This is a genomic window from Rhizobium sp. WSM409, from assembly GCF_057653825.1.
The window spans coordinates 142,400-159,086 of the sequence record NZ_JBYGKP010000002.1 but is presented as its reverse complement, the minus strand read 5'-3'; the positions used below and the strand labels follow the sequence as shown (position 1 = coordinate 159,086).

Annotated in this window: 16 protein-coding genes; 14 read left to right on the top strand and 2 right to left on the bottom strand. The window is 60.8% G+C overall.

Annotation, left to right across the window (positions count from 1 at the left end; all coding sequences use genetic code 11):
* Positions 1-27: 27 nt before the first annotated feature.
* Entirely contained in the window at positions 28-708 is a 681-nt protein-coding gene (locus tag AC25BC_RS24315; protein ID WP_128438823.1) for a redoxin domain-containing protein, read from the bottom strand.
* A gap of 185 nt (positions 709-893) precedes the next feature.
* On the opposite strand from AC25BC_RS24315, the gene AC25BC_RS24310 reads away from it, so the two are divergent.
* From AC25BC_RS24310 to AC25BC_RS24275, 8 genes are all read left to right on the top strand, one after another.
* A complete protein-coding gene (locus AC25BC_RS24310) occupies positions 894-1,061 on the top strand; it encodes a hypothetical protein (protein WP_164902768.1) in 168 nt (55 codons plus the stop codon).
* Positions 1,062-1,085: 24 nt separating this feature from the next.
* Positions 1,086-1,550, top strand: coding sequence for an NUDIX hydrolase (locus AC25BC_RS24305; RefSeq protein ID WP_128438824.1), 465 nt, complete (start codon positions 1,086-1,088; stop codon positions 1,548-1,550).
* Positions 1,551-1,723: 173 nt separating this feature from the next.
* The gene (locus tag AC25BC_RS24300) at positions 1,724-2,005 is read left to right on the top strand and encodes a hypothetical protein (protein ID WP_020487077.1); all 282 of its coding nucleotides are present in this window, start codon (positions 1,724-1,726) and stop codon (positions 2,003-2,005) included.
* Between the two features lie 273 nt (positions 2,006-2,278).
* Positions 2,279-3,145 carry a DMT family transporter gene (locus AC25BC_RS24295; protein ID WP_128438825.1) on the top strand — a complete coding sequence of 289 codons (867 nt, stop codon included), beginning with the start codon at positions 2,279-2,281 and terminating at the stop codon, positions 3,143-3,145.
* 167 nt (positions 3,146-3,312) lie between these two features.
* Positions 3,313-4,227, top strand: a complete 915-nt coding sequence (locus AC25BC_RS24290; RefSeq protein ID WP_012755654.1) for an ABC transporter permease — start codon at positions 3,313-3,315, stop codon at positions 4,225-4,227.
* A 3-nt stretch (positions 4,228-4,230) separates the two neighbouring features.
* A complete protein-coding gene (locus tag AC25BC_RS24285; RefSeq protein ID WP_017996180.1) occupies positions 4,231-5,157 on the top strand; it encodes an ABC transporter permease in 927 nt (308 codons plus the stop codon).
* Positions 5,150-6,784: an ABC transporter ATP-binding protein gene (locus AC25BC_RS24280; protein ID WP_128406695.1), complete on the top strand. Its 1,635-nt coding sequence runs from the start codon at positions 5,150-5,152 to the stop codon at positions 6,782-6,784. Before AC25BC_RS24285 ends, AC25BC_RS24280 begins: the two co-directional genes overlap by 8 nt.
* Positions 6,781-7,728 carry a 2-hydroxyacid dehydrogenase gene (locus tag AC25BC_RS24275; RefSeq protein WP_128438826.1) on the top strand — a complete coding sequence of 316 codons (948 nt, stop codon included), beginning with the start codon at positions 6,781-6,783 and terminating at the stop codon, positions 7,726-7,728. The genes AC25BC_RS24280 and AC25BC_RS24275 overlap by 4 nt, the downstream gene beginning before the upstream one ends.
* A 25-nt stretch (positions 7,729-7,753) precedes the next feature.
* On the opposite strand, the gene AC25BC_RS24270 is transcribed toward AC25BC_RS24275, so the two are convergent.
* A complete protein-coding gene (locus AC25BC_RS24270; protein WP_003562449.1) occupies positions 7,754-8,473 on the bottom strand; it encodes a GntR family transcriptional regulator in 720 nt (239 codons plus the stop codon).
* 143 nt (positions 8,474-8,616) lie between these two features.
* Here AC25BC_RS24270 and araD point away from each other — a divergent pair, with 143 nt between their 5' ends.
* From araD to AC25BC_RS24240, 6 genes are all read left to right on the top strand, one after another.
* Positions 8,617-10,353 carry an L-arabinonate dehydratase gene (gene araD / locus AC25BC_RS24265; RefSeq protein WP_017996183.1) on the top strand — a complete coding sequence of 579 codons (1,737 nt, stop codon included), beginning with the start codon at positions 8,617-8,619 and terminating at the stop codon, positions 10,351-10,353.
* Positions 10,354-10,362: 9 nt separating this feature from the next.
* Positions 10,363-11,553 carry an L-talarate/galactarate dehydratase gene (locus AC25BC_RS24260; RefSeq protein ID WP_128438827.1) on the top strand — a complete coding sequence of 397 codons (1,191 nt, stop codon included), beginning with the start codon at positions 10,363-10,365 and terminating at the stop codon, positions 11,551-11,553.
* A 20-nt stretch (positions 11,554-11,573) separates the two neighbouring features.
* Positions 11,574-12,284 carry a ribonuclease activity regulator RraA gene (locus AC25BC_RS24255; protein ID WP_128438828.1) on the top strand — a complete coding sequence of 237 codons (711 nt, stop codon included), beginning with the start codon at positions 11,574-11,576 and terminating at the stop codon, positions 12,282-12,284.
* Positions 12,285-12,464: 180 nt separating this feature from the next.
* Positions 12,465-13,982, top strand: a complete 1,518-nt coding sequence (locus tag AC25BC_RS24250) for an aldehyde dehydrogenase (NADP(+)) (protein ID WP_012755647.1) — start codon at positions 12,465-12,467, stop codon at positions 13,980-13,982.
* 17 nt (positions 13,983-13,999) lie between these two features.
* Complete coding sequence (locus AC25BC_RS24245; protein WP_012755646.1) at positions 14,000-14,905, top strand: 5-dehydro-4-deoxyglucarate dehydratase; 906 nt, start codon at positions 14,000-14,002, stop codon at positions 14,903-14,905.
* Between the two features lie 186 nt (positions 14,906-15,091).
* On the top strand, positions 15,092-16,612 hold the full coding sequence (locus AC25BC_RS24240; RefSeq protein ID WP_012755645.1) for an ABC transporter substrate-binding protein: 1,521 nt from the start codon (positions 15,092-15,094) through the stop codon (positions 16,610-16,612).
* The last annotated feature ends 75 nt before the right edge of the window (positions 16,613-16,687 follow it).

The following is a 16,687-nucleotide window of genomic DNA, read 5'->3' as shown; positions in this document are numbered from 1 at the left end:
CAACACTGGCGGACGGGTTCGCTGCAGTCAGCGTCCAAGGCTGTCAGCGGCGGCGATGATCTCCGCCGCGGTCGGGAAGATGGAGAGGCTGTTCGGTCCGTCGAGCGCCTCGATTTGTGTCCAGCCGATGGTGCCGTTCGCATTGACCAGGAAGTGCCCGACGAGCTGAGTAGCATGGTTCGCGAAGATCGCATTATCGGCCTCGTCAAGCTGGAAGCCGTCCTTGGCGTTGAGCGCCGTGTTGGCTTCCATCGGGTGCAGCGGTTCCGGTAGCTCACCCGTGGGGTTGATGCGTGCCGCCTGGAATTGCGCCATCGTTGCGCCATAGGGCCATTCGGGCTGCTCGCAGCTCCCTTCGGGCAGGAACTCGCCATGCGGCACGCCGTAGGCCCGATGCGTGCGGCAGTCCGGATCACATAGAAGTGTTATTGGCGTCGGCCGGTGGCGGAAATACAGGCGGGCACGTTCTACCGGCGTGTTGATAACGGCCACGGTCTCCACCCCGGCGGCGCGCAGGGTCGGCTGTACGCCGGCAAGCTGTTCTAGCTGGCGCCGGCAGAACGGGCAGTGCAACCCGCGAAAGAACCCGATCACGAACGGGCGACCGCTCAAGTCGGCGAAAGAGACGGTTCCGTCGAAGTTGGCCGTGGCGAGTGCGAAGGCGGGGGCAGTTTCTCCTGGTTGCAGCGGGCGTTTCTGGTCTCCCATGGAATAATTCCTTTATCGTATCGTCCAGGTGGACAACCGAAATTTAACTATATCACTTGTCGCAAGAAGGCCCAGCGCTCGAATGTGGGTTCGGCATGCCATTTGGCCCTCCGACCGGCGTCGAGAGCTTGCCGGTATCGATTGCCGCTCCTATCTTATTTAGAACAGACTAATGGAGCGACGAGATGGCGGAGCTTGTGGCCGACACTCTAATCGACACGACGATCGAGATCATTCCACCGGAAGACACAAAGGAACAACCGGATAGTCGTGCTTGCCTTTGCTGCAAGCGCCGGCGTCGGTGGATGGACGAGGACGGCTGCGGCATCTGTGAGGAATGCCTGGCCTCGTGATCGACGCAAGAAGGGCACAAAACGATGGTCATCCGTAGCGCCGGACTTCTGCTATACCGACGTGTTTCCAGGGACATCGAAGTGCTTCTCGTCCATCCGGGCGGTCCTTTCTGGGCTAAGAAAGACGAGGCTGCGTGGTCGATCCCGAAGGGGTTGATCGAACCTGGAGAAGATGAGCTCGCGGCGGCAATAAGGGAAACTGCCGAAGAGCTGGGGGTAGCAGTCGATGGCAGGTTCACACCGTTGGGCGAATACCGACAACCTGGCGGAAAGATGGTTGTCGCGTGGTCGATCGAAGCCGATCCGGTACTGGACGTGAACGCGATACAGAGTTCCGAGTTTGAAATGGAATGGCCACCACGGTCAGGCCGGGTAAAGAGCTTTCCGGAGGTCGATCGCGCGGGATGGTTTTCCCCGCCCTACGCAGCCATAAAGCTGTTGAAAGGGCAGCGACCGATGCTTGCCGACCTCCTGACCCATCTGGAATGATCGGCCCGAAATTATTGATTGAGCCGTCCGATCTCGCTTCACTCATGCGTGAGGTGCGCGGCAGCCATGAGTTGCTTCTGAAAACAACCATCCTATCTGACAGTCACCGCCACGTCACTGAAATCGAGAAAACGGAGCTGCGATCCGCCTTGAGCACACGCGAGGAGACAATCATGAACGGCATTTCCAAAACCCTGAACGACATGACGCTCGTCGAACGCTCGAGCCTGCTCGACACCGTCGCCGACGCCTTGGAAGCAACGGCCGAGGAGGCGGAAGGGGAGGGCGACGCCCGCTTCGTCGCCAACTCCATCTGCGTCGCCAATACGATTCGCGGTCTATCCGGCGATCTCACGCCGCGCGATCTGCAGGCCGCCGAGTTACTCCTTGAGCAGGGCATCATGCTCGTCCACCAGTTCTCGAACCGGGCGAAAACGAACGGAGTGATCCACTAGCGGGGGCGAGGGCGGCCCCGTCAGCAGTGCGCTCTGTCAGTGTGGACGGCGGCCGATGGATTGAGATAAAGCCGTTAATCCGCGCCGGAGATAATGGATGCTGCCGGCCCCTGGCAAGAATGAGCGGTCTCAGCCGCGGCAAACCGTTGGGAGACCGGAGATTAGCAGACACGCCAGGAAGGCTTTATTTCCAATGGATTGCCGGTTCAACGCGCAGCTGTATCGAATGGCCCATATAGCAGGGTTCACCCTTGTTCGATCAGGAGAAGCGTGATGCAGCCTGGTCGCACGGGCCTTGCCGTCTGCTTGATGGTGGCCGCCGCTTTTTTAAATAGTTTCGACGCAGTCATTGTGCGTTTGCTGGCCGGCGAGGTGCATCCATTGATGATCGGCTTTTTCCGGTCGTTTTTCGGGCTTCTTGTCGTCACGCCCTGGATCGTGTCGCGGGTCGACCTGAAATCCTCTCCCTATCGTGTTCTGCATGTCGTGCGTGCGGGTCTGAAGCTTGCCTCACTGGTTGCTTTGTTCGTCGCCTTTGCCCACGCGCCACTCGCCGATGCCACGGCGATCAATTTCACCATGCCCATGTTTCTCGTTCTCGGTGCGTGGCTGGTGCTCAAGGAACATGTCGGCATCTCCAGCGTGGCCGGCATTGTCGCAGGTTTTATCGGCGTCATGATCATCATTCGCCCTGGAGCGTCCGGTTTCGACCAATGGCTGCTTTTTGCGCTGGCAGGAGCGGTCTTGACGGCGGCCAGCCAATTGATGCTCCGGCGGATGGCATTGAGGGATAGTGCCGACCGGCTGGTTGCATGGAATCTGATAGCGACGGTACCGCTTGGCCTGATCGTTATGCTGCCGGTCTGGTCGATGCCGACCTGGAGCCAACTCGGACTGCTTGCCCTCCAAGGGGCACTCGGCGCACTCAACATGACGCTGATCACGCGCGCCTTCAGTATGGCGACCGCAAGCGTTCTGGCACCGCTCGACTTTCTCCGACTGCCCGTCGTCGCCCTTATGGCCTTCTCATTTTTCGCGGAAGTTCCAGCCGTACAGACGTGGATCGGCGCGGCTGTGATCTTCGGCGCGGCCATTATTGGAACCCGCGGCATGACATGGCGACGCAAGCCGCCGCGATAAGCCCCGATCATTTTTGGGGTTCACAAAAATTCTAGATGCACTAATATTTCAGTTACAGGGACTGGTCGTCGAGCCGTGCCTGTTGCCGGAGGGGTATCACAGGCAGCACAAACGAAGACGAAAAACCGGACATCACGACCCCATGGGGTTCACTCGGGAGGAGTGGCATGAAGAGTTTCATCGGCAAACGCGCGATCGCCAGTGGCGTATCGCTCGTGGTGCTTATCGTCATCGTGTTCTTCCTGTCCCGGCTGACGGGCGATCCGACCGACCTCTATCTGCCGATCGATGCGACCACCGAAATGCGCCAGCAATTCCGTGAGATGAACGGTTTCAACGATCCGTTGATCATCCAGTTCGGCCGTTATGTCTCGGATCTTGCCCAGGGCAATTTCGGTCAGTCACTGCGGCAGGCCCGTCCGGCCATGGATGTCGTGCTGGAGGCCTTCGTCTGGACCTTCTGGCTGGCTGCCATCACCATGGTGCTGGTCACGATCGCCGCGATCGTCATCGGTTCGCTTGCGGCGTTTCGCGTCGGCGGCGTCTTCGACCGTCTTGCCACTTTCTTCTCGCTGATCGGCGCTGCGGCGCCGGATTTCTGGCTGGCCATCGTGGCAATCGTCATTTTCGCCGTTAAACTGCATGTCCTGCCGACATCGGGAACGGGAACTTTCTGGCACTGGGTCCTGCCGGTCAGCGTGCTGTTCATCCGGCCTTTCGGCCTGATCCTGCAGGTGGTCCGAGGCTCGATGATCAGTGTTCTGTCTTCCGCCTATGTGAAGACGGCCCGCGCCAAGGGGGTCCGCTCGAACTCAATCATCTTCATTCACGGACTGCGCAACGCCATGCTGCCGGTGATCACAGTCATCGGCGACCAGGCGGCCGCCATCTTGAACGGTGCCGTCGTCGTCGAGACGGTGTTTGGCTTTCCTGGAATCGGCAAGCTAATGATCGATTCCATCCTGCTTCGCGATTTCGCCGTCGTGCTGGCCGTCATCATGGTCTCGGCACTGGCGATCTTCATCATGAACCTGTTGATCGACATCGCCTATGCGCTGCTCGATCCGCGCATCCGGTATTGAGCGATGACGATGGCCGACACACAAATCCTCGCCGAGAAAAAACCAAGCGGCCCGATCGGGCGCTGGCTGACGATGCTGTGGGCGGACAAGCTCGCTTTCTTCGCGGCTCTGTTCCTCTTGATCGTTCTGCTCTGTGCGCTGTTTGGCCCGCTCCTGCTGGAAGCCATCGCCACCAAGCAGAACCTGCGGGGCCGGAACGCGCCGCCGTTCGATATCACCCGCGGAATGCTTTATGTCCTCGGCGCCGATGCGCTGGGCAGGCCGCTTCTTGCCCGCGTTATCGTGGCGGCGCAAAACACCATCCTGGTTGCCGCGGCAGCCGTGCTTGCATCATCCGTCGTCGGGACGGCGCTCGGTCTGGTCGCAGGTTACAGCCGCTCTTCTGCTGCTCAATGGATCATGCGCCTCGGCGACGTCATCATGTCCTTTCCGTCGCTGCTTCTGGCGGTGATCGTGCTCTACATGCTCGAGCCCTCGGTCACCAATATCGTCCTCGTCCTGGCGATCACCCGCATCCCCATCTATCTGCGCACCACGCGCGCCGAAGTGCTGGAAGTGCGCGAGCGGATGTTCGTGCAGGCGGCGAAGGTGATGGGAGCATCGTATTGGCGGATTGTCTTCCATCACATCCTGCCGGTGATCTTCCCCACGCTGGTGACCATCGCGACGCTCGATTTCGCCTTCGTCATGCTGGCCGAATCCTCCCTGTCATTCCTTGGAATCGGCATTCAGGCGCCGGAGATCACCTGGGGTCTCATGGTTGCGCAAGGACGACCCTATCTCACCAATGCCTGGTGGCTTTCCTTCTGGCCGGGCCTTGCAATCATTCTGACGACGCTGTCGCTGAACCTTCTGTCGAATTGGCTGCGCATCGCGCTCGATCCGACACAACGCTGGCGCCTTGAAATGAGGGGCAGGAAAAATGGCTGAACATCTTTTGGAAGTGCGTGACCTCTCGGTCGAGTTCCACACCGCCAGCGGGACCGTCAAGGCGGTGCAGGATGTCAGTTGGCATCTCGATCGCGGCGAGACGCTGGCGATCCTCGGGGAAAGCGGTTCGGGCAAATCCGTGTCGGCCTCGGCGATCATGAACCTGATCGACATGCCACCCGGCAAGATCACCAGCGGCACAATCCTCCTCAATGGGCGCGACATGCTGAAAATGACGCCCGAGGAGCGGCGCTCGATCAACGGTGCCAAGATCGCCATGATCTTTCAAGACCCGCTCGCCCACCTCAATCCGGTCTATCCGGTCGGCTGGCAAATCACCGAGATGATGACGACGCATGGCCAGTCGGCGGAGCGCGCCGGCGCGAGGGCGCTCGAATTGATCGGGCGCGTCGGCATAACCGATCCGCAGGCGGCAATGCGAAAGTATCCATTCCAGTTCTCCGGCGGCCAGCGGCAACGCCTGATGATCGCCATGGCGATCGCCTGCAAGCCCGATATCCTGATCGCGGATGAACCCACCACCGCGCTTGATGTGACGGTGCAGGCGCAGGTGCTCGAACTTCTGCAGGAGTTGCAGCAGGAAACCGGCATGGGCCTGTTGCTGATCACCCACGATTTGGGCGTCGTTGCCGAGATCGCCGACCGGGTGGTGGTGATGAATTCCGGCTGCGTGGTCGAAACCGGCAATGCGGCCGAAGTCTATCGCAACCCGCAGAACGCCTATACGAAGAAGCTGATAGCTGCCGCGCCGGGGAAGGGTGCGATGGCGCAAGAGCGTGACCGGCAGGGCGAGCCGTTGTTGCGCGCCATCGGCTTGAAAAAGAGTTTCGGCGCATTCCAGGCGCTGAAGGGCGTGGATTTCGTCATCATGCCCGGCGAGACGGTTGCCGTTGTCGGCGAGAGCGGTTCCGGCAAGTCGACCCTTGCCCGGGCAATCGTTCGCCTCGATGATCCGCAGGAGGGCCAGGTTCTCTATCGCGGCAACGATCTGCTTGCGATGACCCCCAGAGAAATATTCGGGCTGCGTCGCGATTTGCAGATGGTCTTTCAGGATCCGACCCAGTCACTGAACCCGCGGATGAGCGTGTTCCGGTTGATTTCAGAGGCCTGGGTCATTCACCCGGATATCCTGCCGAAAGCGAGATGGAAGGAGAGAGTGGCCGAACTGCTGGTCAAGGTTGGCCTGAAACCGGATATGGCCGACCGGTATCCACATCAGTTTTCCGGCGGCCAGCGCCAGCGCATCGCGATTGCCCGGGCGCTGGCGATGGAGCCGAAACTGATCATCTGCGACGAGGCGGTTTCGGCGCTCGACGTGTCGATCCAGGCGCAGGTAATCGCCTTGCTTGAGGGCCTGCGTCGCGAATTCGGCCTGTCCTACCTCTTCATTGCGCACGACCTGCCGGTGGTTCGCGATTTCGCCGATCGTGTCATCGTCATGAAGGCCGGCGAGATTGTCGAGGAGGGGCCGGTCGAACAGATCTTCACCGCGCCCTCCCACCCCTACACGCAGGCACTTCTTGCCGCGAGCCTCGACCCCGATCCGGAGATCCAGGCCACCCGACGCGCCGCCCGCCAACGACAGGAAGGACTCGTTTCCGCATGAAGCCCGATGTCATCGTCGCCTATCCGCTCCGGCCCCATCAGATGGCGATCCTGGAGGAGACCTACACGCTGCACCGGCTGGATCTTGTCAAAGGCGAAGAGCGCGATGCTCTCTTGCGGGAAGCCGGCCCGATCGCTTCCGCCCTGGTCTGCAACGGCCATGTGACGATCGACGAAGCCTTGCTTTCGAAATTGCCGGCATTAAAGCTCGCCGCCTGTTCCTCGGCTGGCTACGACCAGATGGACGTCGAGGCGATGACACGGCGCGGCATCAAGCTCACCAACACGTCCGAGGTGCTGTGCGACGACGTTGCTGACATGGCACTGCTTCTGATGCTGGCGGCACGCCGGCGCCTGCCGGAAGGCGATCGCTATGTGCGCTCCGGCGATTGGGGGCAGAAGGGCATGATGCCGCTGACGACATCGACGTGGGGCAAGAAGGCCGGGATCGTCGGCCTCGGCCGCATCGGGATGGCGATTGCCAAGCGATGCGAAGCTGTCGGGCTGACGGTCGGCTATTATGGAAGGACGAAGAAAGCCGGCAACGATTTTGCCTATTTCGACACGCCGGTCAAACTTGCGGACTGGGCCGATATCCTGATCGTCGCGACGCCTGGCGGGGCCTCGACCGAAGGATTGATTTCGGCGGACGTGCTGAATTCGCTCGGACCGACGGGCAGCTTCATCAACATTGCCCGGGGCACCGTGGTCGACGAGCCGGCCTTGATCAAGGCCTTGCAGGAAAAGCGGATCGCCTCGGCCGGCATCGATGTCTACCTCAACGAACCCAATCCCGATCCGCGCTTTGCAGCGCTCGACAACGTTGTGCTCTATCCCCATCATGCCAGCGGTACCGAGGAAACGCGCGACAGGATGGCGCAATTGACGGTCGACAACCTTGCCGCCTTCTTCGCAGGCAGGCCGCTGCTGACGCCGGTCAATTGATCCGGCAAACCCGCGGCGCGGCAGATCAGACGAAGTAGTCCGGGAACTCCTTCCTGAGGTCTTCCACTTTTGCGACGGTTTGGCTGAGATGTTCACGGATTGCATCGACCGCACCCTGTTCGTTGCGCGCGGCAATCGCATCGATGATGGCGTGGTGCCCATCGAGAATGCTGACGATCTTGCCCTTCTCGGGCAGATGCAGGCGACGAATGCGCTCGAGATGGCCGGACCGCTCGCGTATCAACTGGTGGAGGCTGCTGCGCTTTGCGCCTGCGAACAATGTCTGGTGAAAGAGCTCGTCGAGTTCCTGGAAGATCGCGACCTGATCGACGTCGTCGGCGACTGCCGCCTGCATCTTGATGATCGACCGGGCGCGGGTAACGACGCTCGGATCCGGATCCGGATCGGTTGCGAGGCGGCGGCAAACTTCCGTTTCCAGCGCCACGCGAAGGAAATGTGCCTCGTAAATCTGCAGGACGTCGATCCTGGTCACCACAGTGCGGGACTGCGGATAAATGCGAACCAGACCCTCCTGTTTGAGGAGCTGCAATGCGTCGCGGATGGGCGTCTGGCTGACTTCATAAGTCTCGGTGAGCTCAGTGCGCGACAGTGTGGTGTCCGGCGGCAGCTGAATAGTAATGATACGCTTTCGCAGGTCATCATAGACCCGCTGGACGGTACTGCCGGCAACGACTGGAAAGCCGGGCGCGGTCAGGCCGAATGTAGAGGCGAACTGGGAATTCATCTGAGGCGTCCTATTCGAGTCCATTCATAGCTTTGCATGACCTAATGCACAAGAACGCAAACTTGCCATTGATATATATGTCAAACTAAAATATCAGTTGGTGCAAACGCTGAAGTAAGCAAGCGAAAAGGTGGGAGAAAGCCGTGACCGCGAGGAAAACCTACGAGCAATTGCGGTCCGCCCGATGGATGCTGCCGGATGATCAACGCTCGTTCGGCCACCGGTCGCGGACCATGCAGATGGGTTACGCGCCGGAGGATTGGCAGGGAAAGCCGATCATTGCCGTGATCAACACCTGGTCCGATGCGCAGCCGTGCCACATGCATTTCCGTGAACGCGCCGAATGGGTGAAGCGGGGAATTCTTCAGTCGGGTGGGTTCCCCATGGAACTGCCCGCTCTTTCCCTTTCCGAAAACTTCGTCAAGCCGACCACGATGCTCTATCGCAATATGCTGGCGATGGAGACTGAGGAACTGCTGCGGAGCCATCCTGTCGATGGCGCCGTTCTGATGGGTGGCTGCGACAAGACCACACCAGGCCTTGTCATGGGCGCAGTCAGCATGGGCATTCCCTTCATTTATCTGCCGGCCGGCCCGATGCTTCGCGGCAACTATGCCGGCAAGACGCTGGGTTCTGGTACCGACGGCTTCAAATATTGGGACGAGCGCCGCGCCGGCACGATCACCCAGGAGGAGTGGCAGGGCATCGAAGGCGGGATCGCCCGCAGTTACGGCCATTGCATGACCATGGGCACGGCGTCGACGATGACGGCGATCGCCGAGGCTATGGGGTTGACGCTGCCGGGCGCATCCTCGATCCCGGCTGCCGACGCCAACCACCAGCGCATGTCTGCGGCCTGTGGCCGGCGCATCGTCGATATGGTGTGGGAGGATCTGACACCGGACCAGATCATCACTCCGGCGGCTGTCGACAACGCGGTCACGGTCGCCATGGCGACCGGCTGCTCCACCAATGCCATCATACACCTGATCGCCATGGCGCGACGCGCCGGCGTCCCGCTGGAGCTCGATGATCTCGATCGCATCGGTCGTACGACGCCGGTTCTCGCCAACATCCGGCCTTCCGGTTCGACCTATCTGATGGAGGATTTCTTTTATGCCGGCGGCTTGCGCGCCCTGATGAAGCAGCTCGGCGACAAGCTGGATCCCAGCGCGATTACCGTTATGGGAAAACCCTTGGTGGATGGTCTCGACCAGGTGAAGATCTACAATGACGACGTTATCCGGCCATTGTCGAACCCGGTCTATCACGAAGGTTCGCTGGCCGTGCTCAAGGGAAACCTGTGTCCCGACGGCGCGGTCATCAAACCGGCGGCCTGCGACCCAAAATTCCATCGTCATTGTGGCCCGGCGCTGGTCGCCGACAGCTATGCGGAGATGAAGAAGATCATCGACGATCCCGACTATCCGCTGACGCCGGACACGGTTCTCGTTCTCCGCAATGCCGGCCCACAGGGCGGACCAGGCATGCCGGAATGGGGCATGATCCCGATGCCAAAGGCGCTGTTGAAACTCGGCCTGCGCGACATGGTACGCATCTCGGACGCCCGCATGTCCGGAACCAGTTTCGGCGCCTGCGTGCTGCATGTCGCACCGGAATCTTATGTTGGCGGGCCTCTGGCGCTGCTGAGGACGGGGGACATGGTCGAGCTTGATATTCCGGCACGCAGCCTCAATATGCTGGTTTCCGAAGAAGAGATCACAGCGCGGCGGGCCGCCTGGGTGGCGCCGACGCGGCATTATGAACGCGGTTACGGCTTTATGTTCTCCGGGCATATCGAGCAGGCCGACAAAGGCTGCGACTTTGATTTCCTGACAACCGAATTCGGTGGCAAGACGCCGGAACCGGCCATCAACTGAGGCACCACGATGTTTGATCCCAATCAACGCACGATCCCCGCACAGCCGCCCAAGGCTGGCTTCGCTGCCGGTCCGTCCAAACTGGACGCCATCCGATCGGTCACCCTGTCGCTCGCTTACCTGCCTTTGGCGCGGCCGATCAGCGATGCCAAGGTGTTGACCGGCCGGCAGAAGCCGCTGACCCAGGTGGCCTTTCTATTTTGCGAGATCGTCTCCGAGGCTGGCCATAGTGGGCTTGGTTTCAGTTACTCGAAGCGGGCAGGCGGACCTGCGCTTTATGCACATGCCTGCGAGCTTGCCGACAACCTGATCGGCGAAGACCCCAACGATACCGCGCGCATCTGGGACAAGCTCTGCTGGGCCGGGGCCTCGGTCGGCCGCTCCGGCATTGCAACGCAGGCAATCGCCGCCATCGACATCTGCCTCTGGGACCTCAAGGCGAAACGCGCCGGCCTGCCGCTTGCAAAACTGCTTGGCGCGCATCGCGACAGTGTCGCCTGCTACAACACCTCCGGCGGCTTCCTGTCATCGAGCGTCGAGGAAATCCGCGATGCCATCGACCACTCGATCGCTTCCGGTATAGGCGGCATCAAGATCAAGGTCGGACAGCCGGACCCGATGATCGACCTTCGCCGGCTTGATGCGGTGACCAGCCATATCGATGGCCGTGTCCCGTTGATGGTCGATGCAAACCAGCAATGGGACCGCACGACGGCCTTGCGTTTCGGCCGGCTGGTCGAACCGCTCAACCTCGAATGGATCGAAGAGCCGCTCGATGCCTACGACGCCGAGGGCCATGCGGCACTGGCACGCGAACTCGCCACGCCGATCGCCACCGGCGAAATGCTGGCAAGCGCCGACGAACACATGGCGCTGATCCGGGCCGATGCGGTCGACTTCATTCAGCCGGATGCGCCGCGGGTCGGCGGCATCACGCCCTTTCTGCGCATCTGCACACACGCCGAGGCGAAACGTATGCGCCTGGCCCCGCATTTCGCCATGGAAATCCATCTGCACCTGGCCGCCGCTTATGCGCATGAGCCGTGGGTAGAGCATTTCGATTGGCTGGCGCCACTGTTTAACGAACAACTCGAGATCAAGGACGGCCGGATGATCGTGCCGGCCCGTCCGGGGCTCGGCTGCAGCCTGACGGGCAAAGCCCGCGACTGGACCGTGGAAACGCGCAGTTTCGGCGCCTGAATGAGAACGAGGAGAAGCAAATGAACCCCGCAACCCGTGATAAACTGATGGGTGTCTCTGTCGCAACGCTCTGTTCGGCACTGTTCAAGCGCGGTCTGAGAAACCAGACGATCCAGGATGTTCGGCCGGTGCAGCCAAAGGGCCGCAATATGGTCGGACCAGCCTTTACGCTGCGTTACATGCCGGCGCGCGAAGACCGTAACGCAATGAATGTCTTTCGCAACCCGAAACATCCGCAACGGCTCGCCATCGAGACGTGCCCGGAAGGCTTTGTTCTGGTGATGGACAGCCGCAAGGATCCGCGCGCAGCCTCTGCCGGCGACATCCTGATTACCCGCCTGATGATGCGCGGCGGCGGCGGCGTCGTCACCGATGGCGGCTTCCGGGACGCCATGACCATCGGCGGTCTTGATATCCCCGCCTATCACAATCGTCCCTCCAGCCCGACGAACCTGACGCTGCACGAGGCAATCGACATCAATGTGCCGATAGGCTGTGGCGATGTGGCGGTCTTCCCCGGCGACATCATGGTTGGCGACGACGACAGCGTGATCGTCATCCCTGCTGAGATCGCCGACGAGATCGCTGATGAAGCGGTCGAGATGACCGCTTACGAAGATTTCGTCACCGAGCGCGTCAAGCAAGGTCATACGATCATCGGCCTCTACCCGGCCACCGACGAAAGCAATCTGACGCTCTTTGCCGAATGGCGGAAGGCGAATGGCCGCTAGAGCATGATGCCGAAAAGTGTGAGCGGTTTTCGGACGACATCATGCTCTACCTATTTAATTTAGAACAGGATTCAGATTTTAGGCCGACTTGGCCTAAAATCATCCTGTTCTAAGGCGACCCAAACTTGGACAACACTTCACGCATCAGGACGGAGCGAGGCTCCGCCGAGGAGAAGAACAATGAGCTGGACCCCTTCAGGCAGGCATTTCATCGCCGGCGAGTGGATTGCCGGAACGACGACATTTCGGTCAGAGCCGGCGCATGGGCAGGCACATGACTTTGCTGTCGGCACAACGGAACTGGTCGACCGCGCCTGCCGCGCCGCCGAAGCTGCTTTTGCAGTGTTTTCGGCAACGACACGCGAGGAGCGCGGCATTTTCCTCGAGGCAATCGCCGAGGAGATCGACAAGCGCGGCGAGGCCGTCACCCTCATCGGAACGCAGGAAACCGGGCTTCCGGAGGGCCGGCTCAACGGCGAACGCGCCCGCACCACCGGCCAACTCAAACTGTTTGCCGACCATATCCGCAAGGGCGCGCATCTCGACGCACGCGTCGACGCAGCCCAACCCGATCGGCAGCCGGCGCCGCGGCCCGAGATCCGTCTGGTGCAACGGCCGATCGGCCCGGTCGCCGTCTTCGGCGCTTCGAATTTTCCGCTGGCATTCTCGACGGCCGGCGGCGATACGGCAGCCGCGCTTGCCGCGGGCTGCCCGGTCGTGGTGAAGGGACATTCGGCCCATCCCGGCACAGGTGAGATCATTGCCGAGGCGATTGCAGCCGCTATCGAGCGCACTGGAATGCCGGCCGGCGTCTTCAGCCTGATCCAGGGCGGCCGTCGTGATGTCGGAACGGCGCTGGTGACGCACCCGGCCATCAAAGCCGTTGGCTTTACCGGTTCACTTGCCGGCGGAAGGGCGCTCTTTGACCTTTGCGCCCAGCGCCCTGAGCCGATCCCCTTTTTCGGGGAACTCGGCAGCGTTAATCCGATGTTCCTGCTGCCGGCCGCTACCGCTGCCCGGGCCGAGGCAATCGGTTCAGGCTGGGCCGGTTCACTGACGCTTGGTGCCGGCCAGTTCTGCACCAAACCCGGCATCGCCGTCGTCGTCGATGGGCCGGAAGCGGACAAGTTCACCAGTGCCGCCAAGGCGGCTCTTGAAAAGGTGGCGCCGCAGACGATGCTGACCAAAGGCATCGCCTCGGCCTATCACGAAGGTGTCGAGCGCATGCGGACAAGCAATGCTGTCGCGCCGGTTCTGGCGGCACAGAGTGCTGGCCGCGAAGCAACGCCGAACCTGTTCGAGACCAACGGCTCGGCCTGGCTTGCCGATCACTCGCTCAGCGAAGAAGTATTCGGTCCTCTCGGCCTCGTCGTGCGCGTCGGCTCGCCTGAAAAGTTGCTCACCCTTGCCGAAAGCTTTCAGGGACAGCTGACCGCGACGATCCATATGGACGACGCCGATCTGGGCCTTGCCCGCGACCTGCTGCCAATCCTCGAACGGAAGGCCGGCAGGGTGCTGGTCAACGGCTTTCCAACCGGCGTCGAGGTTGTCGATTCCATGGTGCATGGCGGACCCTACCCGGCCTCGACCAACTTCGGCGCGACCAGCGTCGGAACCATGTCGATCCGCAGGTTTTTGCGCCCCGTCGCCTATCAGAATTTCCCCGCCGACCTGTTGCCGCAAGACCTGCGCAACTGAAACCGAGGAGTACCAAATTGATCGCCCCGACGGAACTTCGCGAGATCATTCGCAACGGCCTGCTGTCTTTTCCCGTCACTCCTTTCGATGCCGAGGACCGGTTTGCCGCCAAGCCGTTTTCAGCGCATCTGGAATGGCTGTCGTCCTATCCCGTTGCCGGCCTGATCGTTGCCGGCGGCACCGGTGAGCTGTTCTCGCTGACGCCGGGCGAGGTGGTCGAGGTGGTAAAGGCCGCCCGCGCCGTATCCGGTGACGCGCCGGTTATTGCCGGATGCGGCTACGGCACGCGGATTGCCTGTGACATGGCGCGCGAGATCGAGGCGGCCGGTGGCGACGGCATTCTTCTGCTGCCGCATTACCTGACCGAGGCGCCGGCAGATGGCATCGCCGCGCGTGTACGGGCCGTCTGCAAGGCCACCAATATGGGCGTTATCGTTTATAATCGTGGCCAGGCGCGGGTTTCGGCCGAGCAGCTTGCTCAGCTTGCCGACGAATGCCCGAATCTGATCGGCTTCAAGGATGGAACCGGTGACATCGATACAGTGCGCCGTGTCACGATCGCGCTCGGCGACCGCCTTTCCTATATCGGCGGCATGCCGACACACGAACTGTTTGCCCAGGCCTATCGCGGAGCCGGCATGCCGACCTATTCCTCCGCGGTCTTCAATTTCGTGCCTGAAACGGCATTGAAATTCCACAAGGCATTCCTTGCCGGTGACGACGCTGCCTGTGAACAGATGCTGCGCGATTTCTACTATCCCTTTGCCCGTATTCGCGATCGCAAAGCCGGTTATGCGGTATCCGCGGTCAAGGCAGGCGTGCGATTGCGCGGCTTTGAGGCGGGACCGGTGCGGGCGCCGCTGACGGATCTCACCGACGAGGAAGTCGAGATGATGCGCCAACTGATTGCTTCGGCCCAGTAAAAATGAAGGGTTCCAGACACGGTTGAGGGCTCCGTGCTTCGGAGCGCCAGGGTTGAAGGCCGTCGCTAACTAGTATATTAGTGCACTTGTGCTTTGTAGAACTATGAGGAGATAGATGCCGGAGCACCGGAAACGGGACGCAGATTCACTGTGAGGAGCGCCAAAGGCGCATGGGAGGAGAACGAAATGAAACTGCATTTGTTAGCTGCCTGCTTTTCAACAACGGTGCTCGCGTTGAGCGGCGGTACGGCACACGCTCAGGATGCCAAGAGCAACGTCACTGTTGTGCTTGCCGAAACCGTCGATGTCGTCGAACCCTGTATGGCAGCGCGCCAGGACGTCGGCCGGGTCATTTCTGAAAACGTCAACGAGATGCTGGTGGAGTTCGACTACGTCAATGGCGGCCTCAAACCTCGCCTGGCGACGGAATGGTCGAAGATCGATGACGACACCTGGGAGTTCAAGCTGCGCCCGAATGTCAAATGGCACGATGGCAAGCCGTTCACCGCCAAGGATGTCCAATTCACCATCGAGCGCAACAAGAATAAGAAGCTCAGCTGTGAGACCGGCGGCAAATATTTCGGCGGCACGGAGTTCAGCTTCGAAACGCCCGATGCCAACACGATCCGCATTACAACAAAACCGGCGCAGCCGATTCTTCCGCTTCTGATGACGGTGATGGCTGTGGAATCGGCCGAGGCGACACCAGCCGACGAATTCACCCGCAAGCCGATTGGCACTGGCCCTTATACGTTCGACAAATGGGAAATCGGCCAGTCAATCGTGCTGAAACGCAATCCGGAATATTGGGGGGAGAAACCCCAGGTGGAACAGGCGACATATCTGTTCCGCTCAGACAGCGCCGTTGCAGCCGCCATGGTCGATGCTGGCGAAGCCGATATCGTTCCGGCCGTATCCGTACAGGATGCCACCAACAAGGAAACCGATTTCGCCTACCCGAATTCGGAAACGACATCGCTGCGCATCGATACGCGCGCAGCACCCCTTAACGACCGGCGCATCCGCGAAGCGATGAACCTCGCCATCGATCGTCAGGCGATGCTCGGAACGCTGTTCCCCGAACAGGCAAAGATCGCGACACAGCTCGTTGTGCCGACCACGATCGGTTACAATGCCGATATCCCCGCTTGGCCCTATGATCCCGAAAAAGCAAAGGAACTGGTCGCAGCAGCGAAAGCGGACGGCGTCCCGGTCGATCGTGAGATCCGTATCATCGGTCGCAATGGACAATATCCAAACGCAACCGAAGCGATGGAAGCGATGATGGCGATGCTTCAGGAAGTCGGCTTGAACGTAAAGCTCGACATGTATGACGTGTCCGTGTGGAACGGCTACTTCGTTGCACCCTTTGTCGCCGATTCCGGTCCGACGCTGACCCAGTCGCAGCACGACAATGCGACCGGCGACCCCGTCTTCACCGCATTCGTGAAATACGCGACCGACGGTTCCCACTCCATGGTTCGCGATCCGGCCGTTGACGCGCTGATCGCCAAGGCGACGTCTGCCACCGGCGACGAGCGCACAAAACTCTGGAAGGAGCTTTTCGCCAAGGTGAACACCGAAATCATCGCCGACATCCCGATGTTTCACATGGTCGGTTTCACCCGCGTCTCGCCGCGTCTCGACTTCAAGCCGACGATCGCGACGAATTCCGAACTGCAGCTGTCGCAGATCCGCTTCAAGTAAGCCGGTATGCCGCACTTAACCACGGGCCGCCGCAAACAGCGGCCCGTGCTTTCCATGACGTGAGGGAGAAACGCC